The 23,795-nt window shown below is 63.9% G+C and carries 15 protein-coding genes; 10 read left to right on the top strand and 5 right to left on the bottom strand.

The features are described from left to right. Positions 1 to 63: 63 nt before the first annotated feature. Positions 64 to 4,470 (bottom strand): T9SS type A sorting domain-containing protein, encoded by a 4,407-nt coding sequence (locus tag F0P96_RS12085; protein WP_151079157.1) that lies wholly within the window; start codon positions 4,468 to 4,470, stop codon positions 64 to 66. Positions 4,471 to 4,791: 321 nt separating this feature from the next. On the opposite strand from F0P96_RS12085, the gene lgt reads away from it, so the two are divergent. Beyond that, positions 4,792 to 5,682 carry a prolipoprotein diacylglyceryl transferase gene (gene lgt, locus F0P96_RS12090; RefSeq protein ID WP_151079158.1) on the top strand — a complete coding sequence of 297 codons (891 nt, stop codon included), beginning with the start codon at positions 4,792 to 4,794 and terminating at the stop codon, positions 5,680 to 5,682. Between the two features lie 127 nt (positions 5,683 to 5,809). On the opposite strand, the gene F0P96_RS12095 is transcribed toward lgt, so the two are convergent. The 3 genes from F0P96_RS12095 to yidD all read right to left on the bottom strand — a co-directional run bounded on the left by F0P96_RS12095 (position 5,810) and on the right by yidD (position 9,963). Then, on the bottom strand, positions 5,810 to 8,413 hold the full coding sequence (locus F0P96_RS12095; protein ID WP_160620105.1) for a pectinesterase family protein: 2,604 nt from the start codon (positions 8,411 to 8,413) through the stop codon (positions 5,810 to 5,812). A 294-nt stretch (positions 8,414 to 8,707) separates the two neighbouring features. Continuing rightward, the gene (locus F0P96_RS12100; RefSeq protein WP_151079160.1) at positions 8,708 to 9,595 is read right to left on the bottom strand and encodes a hypothetical protein; all 888 of its coding nucleotides are present in this window, start codon (positions 9,593 to 9,595) and stop codon (positions 8,708 to 8,710) included. A 152-nt stretch (positions 9,596 to 9,747) separates the two neighbouring features. Beyond that, positions 9,748 to 9,963 (bottom strand): membrane protein insertion efficiency factor YidD, encoded by a 216-nt coding sequence (gene yidD / locus F0P96_RS12105; RefSeq protein ID WP_420840962.1) that lies wholly within the window; start codon positions 9,961 to 9,963, stop codon positions 9,748 to 9,750. A 189-nt stretch (positions 9,964 to 10,152) separates the two neighbouring features. Here yidD and F0P96_RS12110 point away from each other — a divergent pair, with 189 nt between their 5' ends. From F0P96_RS12110 to F0P96_RS12145, 8 genes are all read left to right on the top strand, one after another. Beyond that, positions 10,153 to 12,423, top strand: a complete 2,271-nt coding sequence (locus tag F0P96_RS12110) for a S46 family peptidase (protein WP_151079162.1) — start codon at positions 10,153 to 10,155, stop codon at positions 12,421 to 12,423. A gap of 204 nt (positions 12,424 to 12,627) precedes the next feature. Then, a complete protein-coding gene (locus tag F0P96_RS12115) occupies positions 12,628 to 13,161 on the top strand; it encodes a hypothetical protein (protein ID WP_235917458.1) in 534 nt (177 codons plus the stop codon). A 102-nt stretch (positions 13,162 to 13,263) separates the two neighbouring features. After that, positions 13,264 to 14,274, top strand: a complete 1,011-nt coding sequence (locus F0P96_RS12120; protein WP_151079163.1) for an XdhC family protein — start codon at positions 13,264 to 13,266, stop codon at positions 14,272 to 14,274. An 81-nt stretch (positions 14,275 to 14,355) separates the two neighbouring features. Then, positions 14,356 to 14,895 carry a hypothetical protein gene (locus F0P96_RS12125; protein ID WP_151079164.1) on the top strand — a complete coding sequence of 180 codons (540 nt, stop codon included), beginning with the start codon at positions 14,356 to 14,358 and terminating at the stop codon, positions 14,893 to 14,895. A 310-nt stretch (positions 14,896 to 15,205) separates the two neighbouring features. Further along, positions 15,206 to 17,506: a TonB-dependent receptor gene (locus F0P96_RS12130; RefSeq protein ID WP_151079165.1), complete on the top strand. Its 2,301-nt coding sequence runs from the start codon at positions 15,206 to 15,208 to the stop codon at positions 17,504 to 17,506. Positions 17,507 to 17,572: 66 nt separating this feature from the next. Next, a complete protein-coding gene (locus F0P96_RS12135; RefSeq protein ID WP_151079166.1) occupies positions 17,573 to 18,499 on the top strand; it encodes a heme/hemin ABC transporter substrate-binding protein in 927 nt (308 codons plus the stop codon). Beyond that, positions 18,499 to 19,575 carry a FecCD family ABC transporter permease gene (locus F0P96_RS12140; protein ID WP_151079433.1) on the top strand — a complete coding sequence of 359 codons (1,077 nt, stop codon included), beginning with the start codon at positions 18,499 to 18,501 and terminating at the stop codon, positions 19,573 to 19,575. Before F0P96_RS12135 ends, F0P96_RS12140 begins: the two co-directional genes overlap by 1 nt. Positions 19,576 to 19,580: 5 nt before the next feature. After that, positions 19,581 to 20,378, top strand: coding sequence for a heme ABC transporter ATP-binding protein (locus F0P96_RS12145; RefSeq protein ID WP_151079167.1), 798 nt, complete (start codon positions 19,581 to 19,583; stop codon positions 20,376 to 20,378). Between the two features lie 50 nt (positions 20,379 to 20,428). On the opposite strand, the gene F0P96_RS12150 is transcribed toward F0P96_RS12145, so the two are convergent. Next, complete coding sequence (locus F0P96_RS12150; protein ID WP_151079168.1) at positions 20,429 to 22,318, bottom strand: ABC transporter ATP-binding protein; 1,890 nt, start codon at positions 22,316 to 22,318, stop codon at positions 20,429 to 20,431. Positions 22,319 to 22,596: 278 nt separating this feature from the next. On the opposite strand from F0P96_RS12150, the gene F0P96_RS12155 reads away from it, so the two are divergent. Continuing rightward, positions 22,597 to 23,775 (top strand): MFS transporter, encoded by a 1,179-nt coding sequence (locus F0P96_RS12155; RefSeq protein WP_151079169.1) that lies wholly within the window; start codon positions 22,597 to 22,599, stop codon positions 23,773 to 23,775. The last annotated feature ends 20 nt before the right edge of the window (positions 23,776 to 23,795 follow it).

Raw genomic sequence — 23,795 nt, forward strand, 5'->3', positions numbered from 1 at the left:
GCCCACAAAAAAACGGCCCGCCAGAATCTGGCGGGCCGTTTTTTGTGGGCGAAAGCGCAACGGTTATTCGCGCACTACGCGGCGGACGTCCACCCCGCCTTCGGTGGCCACGCGCAGCGTGTACACGCCCGAGGGCAGCTGGGTGAGGTTCACCTCGGTTTGATGCTTGCCCGAGGCTACCGGCGCAATTTCCTGCGTGCGCACCACCTGGCCCAACGCGTTCAGCACGGTGAGGGTAGCGGCTTTGCGGTAGCCTTGCAGCTCCAGCGTGAGCAGGCCCGAGGGCGTGGGGTTCGGGTACACCAGCAAGTTGCTGCCGGCCAATGCGCTGCTGCGCGAGCTGGTTACCACCACCGTCACGGCATTCGACACCGGCGAGGTGCAGCCTTGCTGGTTGGTGAATACCGTGTACACGCCGTTCTGCGTCGCGCTGGTGAGCGTCAGCGTCGAGCCGTTGACGACTCCGCCCAGCGGGGAACCGTTCAGGTAGAACAGATTACCATTGGGCGCGCTCGAGGTCAGGACAACCGAGCCGTCGGGCTGGGTTTGCATGGTGAGCGTGGGGGCCGCCGGGGTAGCACGCACCGTGAAGGTGGTGGTGGCGCTAACCGCCGGGCAGGTGCCGTTGGCTGGCGCTACGTTGGTGATGGTGTAGGTGCCGGCCGTGCTGGTGGCTACTGAAATAACCCCCGTGGTGGGGTTAATCGTCAAGCCAGCCGGGGTAGCCGAGAAGCTGCCGGCCGTGGCCCCAGCGCCCAGCGTGGGCGGAATGTTGTTGTTGACACCGGCGCAGAACGAGCCTTGCGGGTACGAGAACGTAGCCACCGGACCGGCTACCGTCATGGTGCGGGTGGGGGCGGGGGTCAGCACGTCGTTGGCGGTGTTGCCGTCGCCGACCACTGTGGCCGTAATGGCAAACGAGTAGGTGCCCTGGGCCGTCATGTTCAGCGTGCCGGGCAGCGTCACGTTCTGGGTGGCGTTGGGCGCCAGCGTGCCGGTGTTTACCGTAGTGGTAAACGACTGCGTGGTGCCGCCGGGCAGCGTAACGACTACCGATACGGTGGCCGGGTACGTGGCCAGGTTCAGCGACGTGGTGCCGGCGTTGCGAATCTGCACTTCCAGGGTTTCGGCGGAGGTGTAGCAGGTAGCCGAAGCCGACGGGCCAACCAAGCCAGCGGGAGCTACGTCGCCGGCTACGGCCGAGAATTCAAACGCGCCCACGTCGGGCGTGGTGCCGCGGGTGGCACCGGTAATATCAACGGTGATGCCGGCAATCGGCGTGCCCTTGTCGTTGAGGGCGCCGTTGGTCGGAATCGGGTTCGACGCGCTAACGAACATCGGGTTGAAGTCGACGCTGTTCTGGTCGAAGGCGTTGTTGTTGGCGGCCTGCCAAGCAGCCAGGGTAGCAAAGGCGCTGCCGTAGTAGCCCACGTTGCCGCCGGGCACATACAGGTCGTTGTAGTTGGTGCTGGTCACGCCGGTAGCCGACGAGAGGTAGATGCCGTACTCAACACCCGTACCGGCCCGCTCTACGGCCACGATGTTGTTGCGGAAATCCACGTTGGTGCCGGTGGTCTGGTAGAAACCGTAGGCCGCCGAGGTCGACGTGGTAGCCGCCGGGGCACGCAGATCGAACGTATTGAAGTAGTAGCGTACGTTGCTGGCGCCGGTGTTGTAAACGCCGTACTCCAAACCTGCGCTGTTGAAGTTGTAGAACGCATTGTTCACCACCTCGTTTTCAGCCCCAACGGCACCCGCGCCGGTGGTCATGTAAATACCATAGACGGTAGCCGTGGATGCCGGCTCGCCGGTGGCAGTGTCGTGGATGCGGTTACGCATCACATCTACGTTGCGCGATGAAGTCGTCAAGTACACGCCGTAGAACGTCGAGACGTCGGTGCGGGTGGTGCGGTGAATGTCGTTGGCCAGGATCTGGGTGCCATCCTGCGCGGCCAGGTAGAAGCCGTAGAGGTAGAAATCCTTCACCTGGTTGTTGCGGGCAATGTTGCCCGTGGCCATGGCCGTAGCGCTGGCGCCCACCAGCGTAATGCCGTAGTAGCCGCCCGTCACGGTGTTGTTCTCGAGCAGCAGCGAACTGGCCGAGGCCCCCGCCGTGGTGGCGCCCGTAGCCGAGCCGCTAACGACAATGCCCGCAAAGTTGGTCGACGTCGATGCGGCGTTCGTTGTCACGGTGCAGCCGCTGATGGTGTTGTGGTCGGCGTCGTTGGTCAGCAGGATGCCCCAGCCGTAGGTACCGGGCGTGCCGCCGTTGGTGGCATCCACCACCAGGTTGTTGATGGTCACGTAATCGGCACCGTTGAGCGTAACCACGGCGCGTTCAGCCGAGTTGTTGGCCGCGAACTTGATGGTGCGGCCACCGCCGTTGAAGGTAACAGTGCGGGTAGCGTTGGCACCCGAAACTTCGTTCAGCGTGAGCTGCTCGGTGTAGGGGCCGCCCGATACGGTAAACATAGTGGCTGCCGATACGCCGCCCAGGTTCAGGGCTTCGGCCGCGGCCGTGAAAGAAGCGAAGTTGGTGCCACCCGTAGCCGCGCCGTTGTTGATGGTGTAGGCGCCGCTCAGGGCCGTGCGGGTCGTGAGGGTCTGCTGGTCGTTGGCGGTGTTGGCATCGGTGCCGCCGTTGGGCAGGCTGCCGGTTACCGTTAGCGTGTTCACGCCGTTCACGAAGCTCAGGCCGGTGAGGGTGAGCTGGCCGGTTTGCCCGGCGCCGATGTTGAGACCCGTGAAGTTGCGCGTAACGGCCGTGCCGCCGTTGAACACGTAGGTTAGCGTGAGCGAGGTGAGGGCCGTGGTACCGTTGTTGAGCACGTTTACCGTGGCGGGAAAGGTGCCGGCGGCAAAAGGCGTAGCCGGACCCACGATGCTGACAATAGCGGCATCGTTGGCGGCGGGCGTAAACTCGTAGGCGCCCATGTCGGGAGCAGTGGTGCTGCGGGTAGCGCCGGTGAAGTCAGTCGTTACGCGGGCCAGCGGGGTAGCCGAGCCGTTGAGCGGGGCGGCCGTGGGGCGCAGGTTGTTGGGCAGCGACACAAAAGCCGGGTTCACGCCCACGCTGTTCTGATCGTACACGCCGCCGTTGGCGGTTTTCCAGTCGGTTAGCGTCGCAAATTCGGAGGTGCTGTAGCGGCCCGTAAAGAAATCGGTGCCGGTGCCCACGTACAGGTCGTTGTAGTTCGAGGCAATCAGGTTGGCCGGCAGCGGCATGGCCGTGCTGAAGTACAGCGCGTATTTGCTGCCCGTGCCGGTGGGGTTGCGCGTCACCGACACCACGTTATTTTTGAATTCGATGCCCGTGGCCAGCGTCACTTGGTAGAAGCCCGCCGTGGTGGAGGTGCTCACGGCCGCCGTGTTGTCGAGCGAGATGGTGTTGTGATAGTAGCGGCAGTAGTCGGAGCTGCTGTTGTACATGCCGTACTCAATGCCCGAGCCGTTGAAATCGTACACGAGGTTGTTCACCACGTCGTTTTCCTGGCCAGCCAGGCCGTCGTTGGCCGTAAAGTAGATGCCGTAAGCCGAACTCGTAGAGCTGGTGCTGCCCGTAAACGGCGAGTGGATGCGGTTGCGCTCCACGTCGCTGCTGCGGTTGTTCGACAGGTAAATGCCGTAGAACGTGCTCAAGCCCGTCGTGCGCGTGGCCCGGTGAATGTCGTTGCCGATGATTTGGGTGCCGTCGCTGAACTCCACGTCCATGCCGTAGAGGTAGAAGTCGCGAATTACGTTGCCCGAAATCTGGTGGGCGCCGGCCAGGGCCGTGAGGCTGGCGCCGTTCAGAATCACGCCGTAGTAGCCACCCGTAATGGTGTCGCCCTGCAGGGTGAGGAAGTTGGCCGAGTTGCCGGCCGTGGTGGCCGACGTGGCCGAGCCGCTGGCCACAATGCCCGCGTAGTTGGTCGAAGTAGAAGTAGTGCTGCTGATAACCGAGCAGTTGATGAGGGCGTTGCGGTCGGAGCCGTTCATCAGGTGCACGCCCCAGCCGTAGGTGCCGGGGGTGCCGCCGCCGGTGGCATCAATCACCAGATTGTTGATGGTCACGTAGTCGGCGCCGTTGAACTGCAGTACCGTGCGCGTGGCACTGGCCGAGGGCGCAAAGCGCAGCACGCTGCGGTTGCCGTTGATGGTGATGGTATTAGTAGCACTGGTGCCGGTAATGGCGTTCAGCGTCACTTGCTCGGTGTAGGGGCCGCCCGACACGGCAAACGTCACGGGGCCGCTCACGCCGTCGGCGTTCAGGCGGGCCGCAGCGGCCGTGAAAGAAGCGAAGTTGGTGCCGCCCGTAGCCGCACCGCTGTTGATGGTGTAGGCGCCGCTCAGGGGCGTTTGGGCCGAAGCGGCCGACGCCGTGCCCAGCAGCAGCAAGGCCGCACCAGCCCAGCGGCGCAGAAGAGCGCCCGGCCGGGATGTGGCGGTAAACAGGGAGGGCCGCTGGCTAGCGGGTAAAAGTGTGTGCATGAGTGGGTGGGTGATGGGGGTGTGGGTGAAAGAAACGAACGGCCCCGGTCGCCGACAGGCCACGCGGGCAAAGCGCGGACTGCCAAGACATAACGGGAAGGGCGCAACCGCGCCCACCGAGGGGAAAAGCAGAAGGGGGAGCCAACCTGGGGTGGAAGGTCGGCTTGGCAAAATACCCAAGAATTGGCAAAGTCCGAAACCAACCGCCTCGGAGAGAGGCCCGCAGCTCCGCAATGGTTGCGTACCGGCGTGGGTTTTGCCGTTTCGTGCGCTTGCGGGGCATTCTGTACTTTTACGCCCCTACGCAACTTCTCCTGCCTCATGCTTGCCTTCATTACCTGGGACGTTTCGCCCATCATTGCCCAAATCGGGCCGCTCACGCTGCGCTGGTACGGACTGCTGTTTGCGTCGGGCTTCATCATCGGCTCCTTCATCCTCACCCATATCTACAAAGCCGAGCGTGTGTCGCCGCGCTGGGTCGACGTCATCACCATCTACATGCTCATCGGGACGGTGCTGGGCGCGCGCCTGGGCCACGTGCTGTTCTACGACCCCGCGCACTACCTCGCGCACCCCGGCGAAATCCTCAAGATATGGGAAGGCGGCCTGGCCAGCCACGGCGCCACGCTGGGCATCCTGCTGGCCACGTGGCTCTTCAGCCGCAACAACAAGTTCGACTACCTGTGGGTGCTCGACCGTATCGTGATTGTGGTGGCCACCGGCGGCATGTGCATTCGGCTGGGCAACCTGATGAACTCCGAAATCATCGGCCGCCAGACCGACGTGCCGTGGGCGTTCAAGTTTGTGCGCTACAACGAGATTCACCACGAGGTAACCAACGTGCCGCTGGAGCCGCACCACCCCACTCAGATTTACGAGGCGCTGTTCTGCCTGTTCCTGTTTGTGCTGCTCTACGGCCTCTGGAACAAGTACAAGGAGCGCACCCCGCGCGGCCTGCTCTTCGGCCTCTTTGTCACGCTGCTGTTCACGTTCCGCTTCTTGGTCGAGTTCCTGAAGGAAAACCAGGAAGGCTTCGAAAGCACGTGGGCGCTGGCCCCGCTCAACATGGGCCAGGTGCTCAGCATTCCGCTGGTTTTTGTGGGCCTGTGGGTGCTGCTACGCGCCGGCAAGCAACCCGACAACCGCTACGGCTACGCCCCCCGCGACCTGAACGAGCCCGCCGCGCCGGCGGCCAAGCCAGTCACCCGCTAACGCGAAGAAATTCGCTGTTGCAGCTTCTGCTGAAGCAAAGACGACGATAAAAAAAAGCGTCAGCCACTTGTGGCTGACGCTTTTTTTGTGGGCTATACCCCCGTCGGCTACCTGCCGCCGTGGCTGCCTATTGCTTGTTGATGCGAGTCGTGAATTGCTCGGTCGGGCTGCTGTAGCGCAGCAGGTACTGCCCGCGGCTGAGTCCGGCCACATTGAGTGTAGTAGCGCGGCTGCCCGCAACACAAGACACCACGGCCACACGCTGACCCAGCAGGGAGTACACGGCAATTTCGGTACCACCCGCGGCGGCCGGGTGCACCACGGTTAGTTGCTCCGTCGTCGGATTAGGGTATACCTGCAGCACGCTATTGCGGGCGGCCCGGCTGCCGTTGACCACGCCGGCCTCGCCTTTCACCACCACGTGCTTCAGCGTGGCAAAGCGGGTGGCGGTGGTGGTAGAGCCGCAGCTGAAATACACGCGCAAACTGAGCGTCTGACCTGGCTGCAGCGTGACGCCAGCGGCACCGGCCAGGGCCAAGCGGTAGGTGCTGCTGGTGTTGGTGGTGAAGATGGGTGTGGTGAAGCCGCCGTTGGCCGTGCTCTGCAGCGCGCCCCCCGGGCCGCGCCCACCTGTCACGTCGGTCGAGTCGGTTGTGAAGCCCGACTTTGACCAAACCACTGCCAGCTTGGTATTGCTCGTCGAGCCCGTGACGTAGGCGTTGAGCAATACGGAGTCGAGACGCACCGGGCTGCCGGCAGTGCCGCTCACGGTGAATTGCTCGTAGTAGGTGCGGTTCAGGTTGCCGCCGTTGCCGCCCACAGCTGCCGTCCAGCCCCCATCGGCCGAAGGCGCAAAGGCTTGGCCGTAGCGGTTGGAGTAGGGCGGAATAGTAGCCGTAGCCGAGCCGTTGGAAAGCTGAAATTTGCGGAACGTGGGCAGGCTGGCCACCACCCGGGCCGAGCGCACGGCCGTGCTATCCTGGTTGTTGCGCGTCATCGGCCACCAGAGCAGCGGCACCGACTGCGGCAACACCGCGGCCTGGGTAGTGCCCGTCAAAGCCACCGTCTGGCTGGCCGCGCCGGTGCTGCTGAGGGTGATGTTACCGGCAGAAGCGCCCACCGCTGCCGCGTTCAGCCGCACGCCGATGGTGGTGCTGGCTACGTTGCCGGTTGCGCTTGGCGTGAGTGTCAGCGCGGTGCTGCTGCCGAACCAAGTGGTGCCGCCGTTGGCCGACACTTCAAAGCCAGCCGGCGGGGCAATGCGCAAGACGGCCGTCAGGTTTTCAGCGGCCACCAGGAAGTTTTGCGCGGCCGAGGGCTGCCGGCCGCCCTGCAGGAAAGCCTGCAGCGCGCCGGTGGTCGTAATGGTCGGCGTGCTCGAAATCTGCAGCGTGTCGGTAACGTGCGTCGCCAGGCCCGCTTTTGAAGCCCGCACGTAGTAGAAATACGACGAGCCGGGGGCTGGAATCGGGTCCGTGGTACCGAAGTTGATGTTCGTGGCGACGGTCGAGGTGGTGGTGTAGAGCGGGGTGTAGGTGCCGCGGCGGGTGCTGCTGCGGAACACCTGGTACTGCACGCCGGCAATGTGCCAACTCAGGTTCCAGGTGATGGTGGAAGGGGCCGTAGCCGTGCCTTTCACGGCCCAGAAGTTCGACACGGCAATGTCAGGTGCCCGGCGGCCGCAGAAATTGGGCACTATTGCGCACGGGTCCCAGCTGCCGAGCACGGCCGCGCGGGTGTACAGCGCGGTGTCGGCGTCGGTGAGCTGCATCGACCAGGGCACGCGCTGGCTGGTATTAACCAGGTTGCCGCTGAAGTCCCGGCTTTTGTACTCGGCGTATTGAATGACGCTGGTCACGGTGCCGGCGTCCCACACCTGCCAGCCCACGGGCTTGATCGTGCTGCCCATGGTCGTGTTCAGCCACACCACCTTGGTGTGCGAACGGTCGGTGGGCGTCGAGCCCGAGTCGTTTTGCCAGGGGCGGCCCAGGGTATAAGTCGTGGTGCCCCGGTTGTCGGGAATGGTACAGTTGCGGAACACGAAGCCGTAGGGCTGGCCCGGCTGGGTGTTGGCGGCCGTGATGTAGCCGCCGGTGCCGCCGTCGCGCCGGGTGCGCGGGTAAATGATGCAGTGCTCAAACACGCCCCGGCCCGCCCCGAAGATGAAGTCGACTACCCCGTCGATGTAGCACTCCTTGAAGTAGCTGCGGTTGCCGGCCTGCGAGTTGAGCTGCATCGTGTCCTGCCCGCCCAGGAAACGACAGTTCTTGAAAGCCACCCGGTCGCCGGTGATGTACATGGCCAGGCCCTGCGGGGCGTCGCCGTAGGTATTCTCAAAGGTGATGTTCAGCGCGCTGATGTCCGACGCATTGATGATGAAGCTGGACGAGTTGCCGGGAAACGAGGGCGTGTTGGCGTCGTTCCACGAGAGGATGGTACCCGCCACGCTTTCGCCAGTCAGCTGCAGAAACGGCTTGTTGGCCGGCACAGTCACCTTTTCGCGGTACTTGCCATTCTTGATGAAGATGGTGTAGGGCGTGGTGCGCCCGGTAGGCGCCGCGTTGATGGCAGCCTGCACGGTGGCAAAGCTGCCCGTACCGTCCTTGGCCACCACGGCGTTGTAGGTTTGGGCGCGGGCGGCCAGGCCCAGCAGCAACAGGAAGCTGAGCACAGCCCAAAAGCGGACCGCCAGCACCCAACGCAGGAGGTGCACAAAGGAAAGGTTTGCCATAAGGATTGGGGCTGGTGCTGAGCGGAATGCCACCAATACTACCCCCATTACAATCCCAACAGCTGTAAGCCAGAAGCTTTTATTTGTGCAATCGATGCCGGGAACGTTGACACGTAGCCCTGCCAGCTACACGCCTCGTTGAAACGACAACACTGCTCGGCTGCGCTTGGTCGTCTCCTGCCAGCCAAGCCGTGCCCACCCAAAGCAAAGCACAACGCTTCGGCCGGAAGACCGAAGCGTTGTGCTTGTGGGAAAGACCAGCCGCGTTAGCAGGCGGCGAGCAGTGGAAAACGGCTACTGCAACTTGTACTGGTAAAGCACGCCCTGCTCGGTGCTGATGACCAGCGTTTGGTTGTCGGTAAACACGAGGCCTTCGGTTTGGCCGGCGCCGGGTAGCTCCACCGTGCGGGCCTTGGCTTTGGTGAAGTTGCCGCCTTTTACGTCGCAGAGGTACAGCTGCTCGCGGCCCAGCAGGGCCAGGTGCTTGCCGTCGGGGCTCAGGTTGGCGTCGGTGACTTCGCCGGGCAGCGTAATCTGGCCCAGCAGCTTGGCCGTCTGTTGCGCGGGGCCGTCGGCCTGCAGGGTGTAAATCTTACAGTCGCGGCCGCGGGCGCGGTTGCGGGTGAAGAGGTACAGCGTGCCGTTGTGCCACAGGCTGGATTCCACGTCGAAGTTGCGGTCGTTCTTGGGCGGCGGGAAAGCCGTTTGGTCGGGGTAGCTGAAGCGGATGGTGCTAACCTGGGCCGGGTTGTTGGGGTCGACGCGGTAGATGGTTAGGTCCTGGCGGGTGTTGGAGTTGTTGCCGCAGTCGCCAATGTAGAGACGCCCCTGCGCATCCTGCGCCACCGATTCCCAGTCTTCCTGCTGAATGCCGGGAATCTCGACGCGCCGCACCAGCTCGCCGCTCTGGCGCACCAGGTACAACGTGGGCGTGTTGCCGTGGTCGCCGTGGGTGTAGAACGTGCCGGGTTCGGGGCCGCGCGCCAGACCGGAACTTTCGGGTACTTCGGCCGGCATGTTGCCCAGCCGGGTGAGGCCCGCCACCGGATTCATCACGGAGGTTTTGTCTTTCTTCTTGCCGCCTTTGCCCCCTCTTTTGTTGCCTTTGGCGTCGCTTTGCGCTTCGGAACAAGAGGTCGATGCCAGCAGCACGCCCAGCAAGGCTACATATACTCGGTTCATATCAACAGAAGAATGCGGTGAAAAAACACCCGGCTGCCAAAGCAGACCGGGTGGGAGAGGGTATACGCAGGAACGGGAGGCAAGGCCATGCCGGGCAGTATGCCCGCCAGCGGCGAGGAGGCACCAGGAAAGACCTTTGCGGTGCCCGGAGTTCAGTCCGGCACGGGGTCGTAGCCGTGGCCGCCCCAGGGGTGGCAGCGCCCAATGCGGCGCAGCGCCAGCCAGCCCCCGCGCCACGGGCCGTGCCGCTGAATGGCCTCGGCGGCGTAGGCCGAACAGGTAGGCGTGTAGCGGCACGAGGGCGGCGTGAGCGGCGAAATCAGGTGCCGGTAGATCCAGACCAGGGCCAGAAACAACGATTTGAACAGAGACGCCACGCGTGGGTGTTGGGAGTGGATTACTGATTGTTACGGGTTGCCGATGAGCTGCTCGGGTGCCTTGGGTTGCGTGCCCCAGAACCAGCAGCCAGCCACTGGCCCACAACAATCGGCAACCGACAAAGGTGTAGGTTTGTAGCCCATTCCTCATTTCACTCACCACTTTTCCCAGTTACCCGAATGTTTAAACGTTCCTGGCTGAAAGGCTTGCTGCTGGCGCTGCTGCTGCCGGCCGTGGCCCGCGCCGACGAAGGCATGTGGTTGCCGCTGCTCGTGAAGCGCCTCAACCAAGCCGACATGCAGAAAAAAGGCCTCAAGCTGACGGCCGAAGAAATCTACGACGTCAACAACGCCTCCCTGAAAGACGCCGTGGTGCAGCTCGGCGGCTTTTGCACCGGCGAGTTTGTGAGCGGCCAGGGCCTGCTGCTTACCAACCACCACTGCGGCTACGACGCCATTCAGAGCCACAGCACCCCGCAGAAAAACCTGCTGGCCGACGGTTTCTACGCCGCCAACAAGGGCGAGGAGCTGAAAAACCCCGGCTTGTTCGTGGACATTCTGGTGCGCATGGAAGACGTGACCGGCAAGGTGCTCGAAGGCATTACGCCCCAAACGCCCGAGGCCGAGCGCGTAGCCACCGTGCAGAAGCGCCAGCGTGAAATGGCCGAGGCCGCCAAGGAAAACGGCCAGTACGTGGCTTACGTGCGCGACATGTTTGCCGGCAACGAATACTACCTGTTCGTGTACCAGCGCTTCGGCGACGTGCGCCTGGTGGGGGCCCCGCCCGAGTCGGTGGGCAAGTTTGGCGGCGACACCGACAACTGGATGTGGCCCCGCCACACCGCCGACTTCTCGATGTTCCGCGTGTACGCCGACAAGAACAACAAGCCCACCGCCGGCTTCCAAGAAGGCAACCAGCCCTACGTGCCCAAAAAGCACCTGCCCGTGAGCCTGCAGGGCGTGGCCGAATCGGACTTCGCCATGGTGTTCGGCTTTCCCGGCCGCACGCAGCGCTTTTTGCCCGCTGCCGGCCTTCAGCTCACCCTCGACCAGAGCAACCCGGCCCGCATTAAGCTGCGCGACACCCGCCTGAAAATCTGGAAAGAAGACGGCGACCAGGACCCCGCCCTGCGCCTCAAGTACGCTTCGAAGTACGCCAACATTGCCAACTACTGGAAGTACTTCATTGGCCAGAACGAGGGCATGAAGCGGCTGAAAACCGTGGACCAGAAAACGGCCGAAGAGCGCACCCTCATGCAGTGGATTGCCGCCGACGCGGCCCGCGGCCAGCAGTACGGCTCGGTGCTCAACGACATCAACCAGGCCTACGCCACCATGCGCCAGTACAACCTCAGCTCGGTGTACATGAACGAAGCCGCGCTGGGCACCGAAATCCTGACGTTTGCCTCGCGCCTGCGCCCGCTCTACACCTTGCTGAAAGCCGAAAGCCCCGACCAGGCCGCCATCAAAAAGGCCACCGACGACTTGCAGGAGCCGACCGCGGAGTTCTTCAAGGACTACAGCTCCTCCACCGACAAGAAGGTGTTTGCGGCCCTGCTGCAGATGTACTACAACGACGTGCCCAAGGAGCAGCAGCCCGACATCTTCCAGACCGTAGCCAAGCAGTACGGCGGCTCGATGCAGAAATACGCCGATGAGGTGTTTGGCAAGTCGTTCCTGACCTCGGAAGCCAAGACCAAGCAGTTCCTGCAGAAGCCCACGCTCCAGCAGCTGGAAAACGACCCGGCGTTCAAGACCATCAACAGCCTCTTCACCAACTACCAGCAGAACATTGCGCCTAAGATGCAGGCCGCACAAGCTGGTTTGGGCCGCGCCAACCGCCTCTACGTGGCCGCCATGCGCGAGAAGAACAGCCAGAAAGTCTACTCGCCCGATGCCAACTCCACCATTCGCCTGAGCTACGGCACCGTGCGCGCCTACCAGGGCCGCGACGCCGTGCGCTACAACTACTTCACCACGGCGCAGGGCATTCTGGAGAAGGAAGACGCCACCAACCCCGAGTTTGTGGTGCCCAAAAAGCAAATCGAGCTGCTGCGCGCCAAAGACTACGGCCGCTTTGCCGATAAAGACGGCACGCTGCACACGGCCTTCATCACCGACAACGACATTACCGGCGGCAACAGCGGCTCGCCCGTCATCAACGGCCGCGGCGAGCTGATTGGCCTGGCCTTCGACGGCAACTGGGAAGCCATGACCGGCGACCTGGCCTACGACCCCGAGCTGAAGCGCTGCATCAACGCCGACATCCGCTACGTGCTCTGGTGCATCGAGAAGCTGGGCGGCGCCAAGCACATCGTCGACGAAATGACCATCGTCAACAACGGTCCGAACCCCTCGGCCAGCACCGCCTCGGCAGGCGACGTGAAGGCCACCAAAGTGAAGATGAAAACCAAGAAGAAGAAAGGCGAAGCGGCTCCGGCCAGCCTGTAAGCCTCACGACTTCTTGGTTCTGAAAAAGCCCCGGCGCAGCAGTGTCGGGGCTTTTTTCGTGCGGGCTGAACCGCTCTTGCTGCCGGCGCGTTCATGCCGGGGCTTGCCAGGCCCGAAAGCCTATTTCCCGGCACACCTGGCAAGTGTCAGCTTTGCGCCGTACCTTTGCGGCCTTTTTACTGCGTTTTTTGCCCTTTTTTCGCTTTGCTTTATTCTCTTGCCACGGCCCCGCTGCGCTTCCTCATTGCGCCGGTCATCCGTTCTACCGACGTGCAGCGCAACATGCTGCGCGGTATGTTTCTCTACGCCGCCGGCGACACCGCCGCGGCCCTCTTGCTCCACGATTTTCATTGGTCGCGCCTGCTGGGCGTAGCGTTGCTGGGCGGTTTTCTCTACGCCCGCGAAGTCCCCGCCTTCTTCGGCTGGATTGACCGCCGCGTGCCCCAGAGCAGCCGTCCGGCCATTGGCTGGCTGCGGGCCGCATTGTCGCAGGTCTACTTCAACCCGCTTTGGATCCTGCGTCACATGGTGCTGCTGCTCGTCTTCACCGGCCAGTTCGACCAAATTGGCTGGCACCTGCTGCCCGTAGCGGCCCGCTCGTTTGCCCTGAATGCACCCGTGTCGTTGGTGGTCAATTACTTCATCCAAAACCACGTGCCGGGGCATCAGCGCTTCCTGGCCAGCTCCCTGTATTCGGGCCTGATGGCGGTTTACTACGCCATCAGCGCTACGTGGTAGGCGCCGAAGCAGGAGCGGCTTAGCGGCTTTTCTTGGGGCAGTTGCTTTCATAACCCCGTCTGAATCCGTTTCTTGCGGTTCGATTTCCCCGCCCGCCCCGCCTTGGACTCCCTTTCTGCTACCTCCCCCGCGCCGCGCGATTTGCTCGTGTGGCAACATGCCTTGGCGTGCCTGCGCGCCGGCGTGCCCGTTACGCTGCTGCTGGTGGCCCGCAGCACCGGCGGAAGCCCCGGCCGGCAAGGATTTAAGATGAGCGTGGCGGCGGGTTCCATGACAGGCTCCATCGGGGGCGGCATCATGGAGCACAAGTTTGTGGAGCTGGCCCGCGACCGGATGAAACGGGGCGAAACCGCCGTGCTCTTGCGCGAGCAGATTCACCGCTCCGAAGCGCCGTTCGACCGTTCCGGTATGATTTGCTCGGGGCAGCAAACCCTGCTGCTGCTGCCGCTGCTGCCGTGCCACATACCCGCCGTGCACACAGCCGTCGAATTGCTCGAACAGCACGAGGCGGGCACCATGCACCTGTCGCATACCGGCGAGCTGAGCGTGCATCTGGGGCGCACGGGCCGCGCCATGAACCTGGAAATAACCGACGAGGCGGCGGGCCGCTGGCACTACAGCGAGGCCCTTGGATTCCGCGACCGGCTTACCATTGTGGGCGGCGGCCACGTGGCGCTGGCCTTGTCGCGCATTATGGCCACGCTCGACTTCCACCTGACGGTATTTGACGACCGGCCCGGCCTGAACACGCTGCTGATCAACCCGTACGTGCACGAAAAACGCAGCCTGAGCTACGACAAGCTGGCCGCGGAAGTGCCCGAAGGCCCCAATCAGTACGCCGTCATCATGACCTTCGGCTACCGCTCCGACGATGTGGCCGTGCGGCAGCTGCTCGACCACGACCTGGCCTACCTGGGCCTGATGGGCAGTGAGGCCAAAGTAGCCCGCTTGCTCGACGGCCTGCGCACCGACGGCTACAGCGAACAGCAGTTGCACCGGCTGTACACGCCCATCGGCTTGCCCATTCACAGCCGCACGCCCGAGGAAATAGCCATCAGCGTGGCGGCCGAAATCATTCGGGTGCGCAATGCCCCGTTTGGCGACGCCCGCTAGCCGACCGGGTCGCGCGGGACGCTGCTTTTTGTGGTAGTTTTGGCAATGGCTCCTGGGCCACCTACGCAAAGCATTATCCTTGTGCGCCGCCTCATAGCTGGTTTGCTGCTGCTGCTTTTTGCCTACCACCTGATGGGAGTGTACCCCCTCGGCATGTGGCAGCGGCAGCAGTTTCGGGCTGCGGCGGCGCAACGGCGCGCGCACCGCCCCGATTTCGGTCTTACCCGTATTACCGTCGCCTGCTCCGAGGCGGCCCAGGCCCAGCTGCGCTGGATTACCGACGACGAGTTTCGGTTCCGGGGCAGCCTCTACGACGCGCTCTACACGCACGTGGGTACCGACTCGGTAACGTACTGGTGCTGGCACGACCAAGGGGAGGAGCAGCTGCTGGACCGCGTAGCCGCGCACCCCCGCGACTGGGCGCACCCCAGCGCGGAAGCGGGTAAAATGGCCAAAAAGCTGTTCGGCTTTTGGCTTGCGGTATTGATGCCGGACCCCGGCGTAGCGCTGCCCAAGCCACTGCTGGAATCGACCAGGCCGCACTACGCCGCCTTTCTGCAGGGGCACGGTACCCGGCCACCGGCGGCCCCGTTCGTGCCGCCCCGCGCTGTGCGCGGCTAATGGGCTGGCCCGCAAAGCTCCTGCCCACCGGCTGCTCTTTCTGGAAATTGATGCTACAGAAACCTGCAGCAGCCTCGCGCCAGCACGGCGAATAGAGCAGGTTTGCAGCTTCGCTATTGTTTCCACTGGTGTGGTGACGTGCCCGTTGACGGAGGCCAAGGGCCTGGGCCATCATATACCAAACCCTGTGCCTGAGTTACGCCGGCAGTTGCTGGCGCCCTGGGTTTCCTTTTGTGTTTCGGCCAGCGCCAAACGCGCTGCCGCGCACTTCCAACACGCTTGGCCGTAGCTGGCCAATTCTCTGCTTTTCATGAAATTCATTTATACCGTTGTGCTCCTGCTGTGGAGCATGGCCGCGCTGCCGTTGGCGGCCGTGGCCCAATACACCGCTGCGGGCACCGTGCTCGATCAGCAAACCCGCCAGCCGCTGGTGGGGGCCGCCGTGGCGGCCGGCAACTCCACCCTTGCCGTGACGACCGACGAAAACGGCCGCTTCACGCTGTCGGCTCCCGAGGCCTTTGAAGCGGTGAAGGTGCAGTACCTGGGCTACGTGCCGCAGGTGGTGCCGCTGAAAAACGCCAACGCGGTGGCCATGGTCATTGCCTTGGAAGCATCCAACACCGGCCTGAGCGAAGTGCAGGTGGTGGGCTACGGCACCGGCACCGAGCGGAAATTGCTGGAAACCCCGGCCGCCCTGAGCATCGTGACGGAGAAAGACATCCAGCGCAACAACCCGATTTTCCTGCAGAACACACTGAACCAGGTGCCGGGCGTGCGCATGAACGTACGCAGCGCCGCCTCGCAGTCCAACATCCTGATTCGCGGCATCGGCACCTACGGGCGCTTCAGCATCCGCGGCATCAAGCTTTACCAGAACGGCATCCCACTCTCCGAAGCCGACGGCACCACGTCGCTCGACGACCTCGACTATACCACCCTTGGCCGCATCGACGTGATTAAGGGCCCGGCCTCCACGCTCTACGGCGCCACGCTGGGCGGCGTCGTGTCGTTTCAAACGCGCAAAGCCGCACCGGGCACGAGTCTCCACGTGGGCACCACGGTGGGCAAATACGGCCTGTTTCGCACCAATACCGGCGTGGGCATCGGCAGCGACAAAGTGAACCTGCTGGTGAACTACGGCCACCAGGAAACCCGCGGCTTCCGCGAGGCACAATCCAACAGCCGCAAGGATTTTGTGACCGTGGCCGGCGACTTCTACGTGTCGGACCGGCAGACGGTGAGCCTGCTGGCCACCTACACCGCCCAGCACGACAACTACGCCGGCGAGCTGGACAGCACCGATTTCTTCACCAACTACCGCAAAACCGCCCCGGCTTACGTGAGCAAGGACGTGGGGGTGGATGCCGAAGTGACGCGCCTGGGCTTTACGCACACCTACCGTTTCACCGACAGCTTCGCCAACACCACGAGCCTGTTTACGTCGACTTCCTACTCGCTGAGCCCGGTGGAGCCCAACTTTGCCCGCGTGCAGCGCGGCAAGCGCGGCGTGCGCAGCGTGTTTACCTACGCGCCCGAGCTGGGCACCCTGCGCCCGCGCTTTGCCCTGGGCACCGAATACTTGGCCAACCAGGACATGAACAAGCGCTACGCCATTTCCGCGCAAGGCGTAGCCGGCGCCATCAACTCCGACCAGGAAATCCGCGCCACGCAGGTCAACACCTTTGCCCAGGCCGAAGCTTCGCTGACTGCCCACACCACGCTGACACTGGGCGCGAGCTACAACGTGGTGAGCTTCCGGCTGAGCGACTTGCTGGCCCCGCGCTTCACCGGCTACCGGCAGTTCAAGCCCGTCATTACGCCGCGGGCGGCCTTGGTGCACACCTTCAACGACCAGTTTTCGGTGTACGCGCAGTACAGCACCGGTTTTTCGCCGCCCATCAGCAGCCAGATTGGCTTGTCGAGCGGCCCGATTAACCCCGACCTGAAGCCCGAGAAAAACCGCAACCTGGAGCTGGGCTCGCGCGGCACCGTGCTCGGCAACAAGCTCAACTACGACCTCACGCTGTTTCGGATGCGGGTGCAGAACGGCCTTGTGCAGCAGCGCGACGCCGCCAACGTAACCTACTTCGTGAATTCGGGCGAGACGCAGTACCAAGGCGTGGAGCTGGCCGTGTCGGGCAACCTAGTGGCCGCCAACAGTACCGGCCTGCTCACCCAGCTGCGGCCCTTTGTGAGCTACACCTACACCGACGCCGAGTTCAAGGACTACAAGCTGCTCACCGGCGACTTTAGCGGCAAGCAAGTGACGGGCACCTTCCGCAATCTGTTCACCGGCGGCCTCGATGCAGAAACGCGCTTCGGCCTGTACCTGAACCTGACCGCGCAGTACACCGACCGCACGCCTATTCAGGACAACAACAAGCGCTACGCCGCCGCCTACTGGCTGCTCAACAGCAAAGCCGGCGTGCGCGGCAAACTCTTCTCGCATTTCGGCTACGACGTATTCGCCGGCCTCGACAACATAGCCGACGAGCACTACGCCGTGTCGGTGGCGCTGAACCAGGCCACGCCCGTGGGCAAGCCCACCTTCTACAACCCCGGCACGCCCCGCAACTGGTACGCCGGCGCCAACCTCAACTACACGTTTTAAGCCAAGGGTAGCGCGAACTGAAAAATCGCGCTACCCCGCTGCGGCGCTTCCTAGCTTCTTCGTCTGATGAAAAGACCTTTTTACACCTTGCTGTTGGCCGCTGCCACGTGGCTAAGCGCCTGCAACCAAACCGATAAAGCCGCCGACACCGTCACCGCGCCGGCGGCTCCAGCAGCCACTACCGATTCCACGGCCCGCATCCATACCGACCGCATCGTGTCGGTGTCGAAGCAGCTGACGGAAATGATTTTTGCCCTCGGCGCCGGCGACCATCTGGTGGGCCGGGATTTGTCGAGCAGCTACCCGCCCGAAGCCAAGAAGCTGACCTCGGTGGGCTACCACCGCCTTTTGAACGCCGAAGGCATCATCTCGCTCAAGCCCAGCGTGGTGTTTCACGACGGCAACATTGCGCCCGAAGCCGTGCTGACGCAGGTGGCTGGCGTGGGCATTCCGCTGCAGGAATTTCCCTCGACCAAAACCATTCCCGAAACCGAGCAGCTGCTGCGCCGCTTGGGCCAGCTCTTCGGCAAGCACGCGCAGGCCGACACACTCTGCCGCCGCCTCGCCGCCGACATGCAGCAGGCCGAAAAAGCCCGCCAGCAGTATGCCGACAAGCCCAAGGTGGTCATCATCCATTACGGCATGCAGAAGAACATTTACCTGGCCATGGGGCAGAAAAACCTGGCCTCGCAGCTGCTGGAATGGGCCGGCGCCACCAACTCGCTGCAAGCCACCGAGGGCATGAAGCCAATCAGCTCCGAGTTGATTGCTGAGGCCCAGCCCGACGTGATTCTGGCTACCGACTTCGGGTTCGACCGCACCGGCGGGCTGGAGGCGTTCAAGAAGCTGCCCGGCGTGGCCCTTACGCCCGCGGCCAAAAACAACCGCATCTACCGCGTGGAAGAGCACGACATGGTGTACCTCGGCCCGCGCACCGGGCAGGTGGTGCTGCAGCTGCAGAAGCTCATTCACCAAACCGCGCCCCGGCCGTGATGATACAGTCGCTGCCCCGCGTGCGCACGTATTTCGGGTTGCTGGCCGCACTGCTGGTGCTGTGTATGCTGGCGTCGGCGCGGCTGGGCGCGGTGGTGCTTACCTGGGCCGAAATCGGAGGCTTCGCCGCCGAAGCGCTAGGGCTTGGCACCCCGTCGACGGATGGCCTGGCGACGCTCCACCGCGACGTGTTTTTCCAGATCCGGTTGCCGCGGGTGGTGCTCTGTGCCTTGGTGGGCGCGGCGCTGTCGGCCTCGGGCACGCTCATGCAAGCCTTGTTTCGCAACCCCATTGTGGAGCCGGGCCTGATTGGCACCTCGGCCGGGGCGGCGCTGGGCGCAGCGGCGGTGTTCGTGTTGGGCAGCAAGGTTCAGGGCCTGAGTTCGACGGTAGTGGCCTCGGTGGTGCTGCCCGGCGCGGCTTTTCTGGGCGCGTTGGCTGCCACGTGGCTGGTCTACCGGCTGTCGGCGGCACAGGGGCGCGTGACGGTGGCTACCATGCTGCTGGCCGGTATTGCCGTCAATGCCCTGGCCACGGGCGGCACCGGCTGCTTTTCTTACTTCGCCCGCGACCCGCAGGCCCGCTCCATCACCTTCTGGAGCCTCGGCAGCTTCTCCAGCGCCGACTGGTCCGGCGTGTACTTGGTAGGGGCGGCGCTGGCGCTGGGCGTGGGACTGAGCCTGCAGCTCACAAAGGGCCTAAACGCCCTGCAGCTCGGCGAAAACGAGGCGCAATACCTGGGCGTGAACGTGCGTCGGCTGCAAACGCGGGTGCTGCTGCTGAACACGTTGCTGGTGGCCGTGGCTACCTCGCTCGTCGGCGTTATCGGCTTTGTGGGCTTGCTGGTGCCGCACTTGCTGCGTCTGCTCGGCTTCTCCGACAACCGCCGCCTGCTGCTCGGTGCCTGCCTGCTGGGCGGCGCGCTGCTGGTGGTAGCCGATGCCGTGGCGCGCACCGTTATTGCGCCCGCCGAATTGCCCATTGGGGTGCTCACGGCGTTTGTGGGCGCGCCGGTGTTTCTCTGGATGCTGGCCCGGCACCACCGGCCCGGCCAACGCGGCGGCTTCTATGCGTAGTATCCATGCTTAGCGCCCACAACGTCAGCTTCCGCGTCGGCCCCAAAGTCTTGCTGCACGACGCCTCCATTGACTGCCCCGCCGGCCGGTTTACGGTGCTCATGGGCCCCAACGGCGCCGGCAAAACCACCCTGCTGCGCCTGTTGGCGGGCTTGTATGCGCCATCCGAGGGCAACGTGCTGCTCAACCGCCGGCCCCTGGCCAGCTACCCGGCGGCCGAGCTGGCGCGGGTGCGGGCGGTGCTGTCGCAGGAAACGCAGCTGGTGTTTCCGCTCAGCGTGCAGGAAGTGGTGCTCATGGGCCGCTATCCGCATTTCCGGCAAGCCCCCAACGCCTACGACCACGTGATTGTGCAGCAGGCCCTGGAGGCGCTGGGCATGCACGCCTTCGCCGAGCGCGACTACCTCTCGCTCTCGGGCGGCGAGGCCCAAAAAGTGCAGATGGCCCGCGTACTGGCCCAACTCTGGGAGCCGCTGCCCAATCAGCCCCGCATATTGCTGCTCGACGAACCGGTATCAAGCCTCGACCTGAACTACCAGCACCAACTGTTGCGTCGCGCCCACGCGCTGTCCCGCGCGGGGGCGACGGTAGTAGCCATCCTGCACGATCTGAACTTAGCCCTGACATATGCGGATCAACTGGTGCTGCTCAAAAGCGGGTCGGTGCATACCACGCTAGCCGCTCCCGAAACCTTGACGGCGGGCATGGTGCAGGCCGTGTTCGAGGTACCGGTGCAGCTGCTGTCCAATCCTTTTTCCGACCGTCCGCTGGTGGTGTACGCGCCCCACAACAACCTGCATTAAGCACGTCAGCACCCTGGCAAGCGCCGCCGACTAGCACAAGCTGGCATAGTCTACCGGTACCCCGCCGCCTGCAGCTGAAACAGCTCGGCGTAGCGGCCGCCCTTGGCCAGCAGCTCCTCGTGCGACCCTAACTCCTGCAGCTGCCCGTTTTCGATGACCAGGATGCGGTCGGCCATGCGCACGGTGCTGAAGCGGTGCGAGATGAGCACGGCCGTTTTGCCCTGCGTCAGCTCCTTGAAGCGCTGAAACACCTCGTACTCGGCGCGGGCGTCGAGGGCGGCGGTGGGCTCGTCGAGAATCAGCAGCTGCGCGTCGCGCATGTAGGCGCGGCCGAGGGCAATTTTCTGCCACTCGCCACCGCTCAAATCCACGCCGCCCGCGAAGCGCCGCCCGATCATCTGCTCGTAGCCCTGGGGCAGCTTGGCAATGACGGAATCGGCCAGGCTGCGGGCAGCGGCGCCTTCGATGCGGTCCTGGTTCTGCCGCTCGTCGATGCGGCCCACGGCAATGTTTTGGCCAGCGGGCAGCTGAAAGCGCACGAAATCCTGGAAGATGACGCCGATTTCCTGGCGCAGCTCGGCCGGGTCGTACTCGCGCAGGTCGTAGCCGTCGAGCAGGATGCGGCCTTCGGTGGGGTCGTAGAGGCGGGCCAGCAGCTTGACGAGCGTGGTTTTACCGGCGCCGTTTTCGCCCACCAGCGCCAGCTTCTCGCCGGCTTTCAGCATGAAATTCAGGTTCCGAAGAGCCCATTTTGCGCCGTTCTTGTACTGAAAACCCACGTTTTCAAACTGAAAACCTTGCCGGATGGGCCGGGGAAAGGGTATCGGTCGTTCACCCGTAAGCTCTTGGCGCACAATGCGCGGCCGCAGCGCAAAAAAGTCGAAGAAGTCCTGCAGGTACAGCGCCCCGTCGGCCACCGAGCTGAAGCGGCTTAGGATGCCTTCGAGCAAGCCCCGCATGCGCGCAAACGAGCCGGCCAGAAACGTGAGCTGCCCGATGCTGACCTGGCCCAACACGGCCTGCCGGATGATGTACACGTAGGCCGCGTAGTAGCCCGCCGCGCCCACGGCCGCGAAAAACGAGCCCCAGCCCGCCCGCCGAATCACGAGGTCCTTGTTTTTCTGGTAGAACTCGTCGGAGAGTTGCCGGAACCGGTCGATGAGGAAGCGTGAGAGGCCGAAAATCTTGACCTCCTTGGCCGTTTCGTCGGAGGCGCCGGTCTGGCGCAGGTAGTCCAGCTCGCGCCGCTCGGGCGTCCAGCCGTGCACCAGCGAGTAGCTGCGTTCGTTGAAGTGCGACTCGCCCAAGAACGCCGGCACCACTGCCACCAGCAGCAAGAGCAGCAGCCAGGGGTTGAAGGCCGCAAGGCCCACGGCCAGAAACGCCATCGTAATAACGTCCTGGGCCTGGCTGAGCACCTGGGCCATGAGCACGGTGCGCGAGAGGGTTTGGCGGCGGGCACGCTCCAGCTTGTCGTAGAACGTGCTGTCCTCAAACTGGTCGAGGTCCAGCTCGGCGGCGTGCTCCATCAGCCGCACCGAAGTGCGGTTGGCAAACAGGTCGCCCAGCAGCGAGTCGAGCAGGGCAGTGCCGCGGCCCAGTAGGTCGGAGAGGATGGCCAGGCCGAATTCCAGCGCGGCGTAGCCCGAGGCGGGCATCAGGTTGGCGGGGCGCTGCTCGGCCGGCAGCTGGCTCAGGTGCACCACCGAGTCGAGCAGCAGCTGAGCCACGTAGAGCATGGCTACCGGCAGGGCGGCGCGCAGCAGGCGCAGGGCTACGTTGCCCAACGTGAGGGCCGGGCTGGTCTGCCAGATCAGGCGCAGAAACTCGGGCAGGTTGCGTAGGGCCGAAAACCGCTCCCGCAAGCTCACGGCCGGCTTGCCCTCGGGGCGCGGCCGTTTGGCCGATATCGATTCGAATAGGTTGGTCCAAAAACTCATTGGCCCTCAGCTACGCAAGCGCCGCGCCGAAAGATGGGCAGCAGCCGTTTTGGCAGGCGGGGCAACGGCGGCAACAGCGCTGCCTGCGTTTGTATTTTCCCGCTAAGCACTTTCGCCGCCCGTTCGGAGTGCCTTCGTTCTGCCTATATCTAAACCGCTCCTGGGCTCTATGTTCTTAATTAGACAAAACCGTGAAAACCAGCCCAGCGGCAGCCCGGCGCCGGGGCGTCCGCGTTGCGCCCTACCTTTGCGGCCTATTCGCGCCCACGCTTTCCCCTATGCCCACTACCGAGAAGGTCTATTCCGCCAGCTTCTGGCTGATGTGCCTGAGTTCGTTTCTGTTCTTCATGAGCTTCAACCTGCTCATCCCGGAACTGCCCGACCACCTCACCCGCATGGGCGGCGGCGACTACAAAGGCCTCATCATTGGCCTGTTCACCATCACGGCCGGCTTTTCGCGCCCCTTCAGCGGCAAGCTCGCCGACACCGTGGGCCGCATTCCGGTCATGGTCGTTGGCTCGTTGGTGTGTTTCATCTGCGGCTTTTTCTACGTGTGGGCCGGCACGGTCTTCACCTTCCTCACGCTGCGGCTGCTGCACGGCTTCAGCACCGGCTTCAAGCCCACCGGCACAGCTGCCTACGTGGCCGACATCATTCCGCTGGAGCGCCGCGGCGAGGCCATGGGCCTGCTAGGCGTGGCCGGCAGCTTGGGCATGGCCGCCGGGCCGGCGCTGGGCGGCTACATCACCCAGTGGTTTTCGCTCAACACCCTGTTCTACCTGTCCAGCGGCATGGCCCTGCTGTCGGTGCTGGTACAAGGCACCATGACGGAAACCCTGCCCCCGGCTCAGCGCGAGAAGTTCCGCTGGGGCCTGTTGCGCATTGGCCTCGACGAAATTCTGGAGCCGCAGGTGCTGCGCCCGGCTCTCGTCACGCTGCTGTGTTTGTTTCCCTTCGGCGCCCTGCTCACGGTGGCTCCCGACCAAAGCCGCCTGCTGGGCATCGACAACAAAGGCCTGTTTTTTACCTGCTACACCCTGGCCTCGCTGCTGGTGCGGCTAGTAGCCGGCCGCGCCTCCGACCGCCACGGCCGCGTGCCGGTGCTGCGCATCTCCTCGGTGCTGATGGTGGCGGCGCTGCTGCTGCTGAGCGTGGCCCACACGCCCTTCCTGTTTCTGGCGTCGGCCGCGCTGTTCGGCGTTTCCACCGGCCTCAACTCGCCCACGCTCTACGCCTGGACCATCGACCTGAGCCACCCCGAGCGGCGGGGGCGGGCCGTGGCCACCATGTACATCGCGCTGGAAATTGGTATTGGGCTGGGCGCCTTGCTCGGCGGCTGGCTCTACAGCAACGAGCCCGCCCGCCTGCCCTTCGTGCACGGCATGAGCGCGGCCAGTGTGCTGGCAGCGCTGGTGTACCTCTACCGCGTGCCGGCCCGGCAGCCAGTCAACGGATAACGCATTACCTTTATCGTGCT

Origin of the sequence: Hymenobacter busanensis (assembly GCF_008727865.1) — a bacterium.
GTDB classification, from domain to species: Bacteria; Bacteroidota; Bacteroidia; order Cytophagales; family Hymenobacteraceae; genus Solirubrum; species Solirubrum busanense.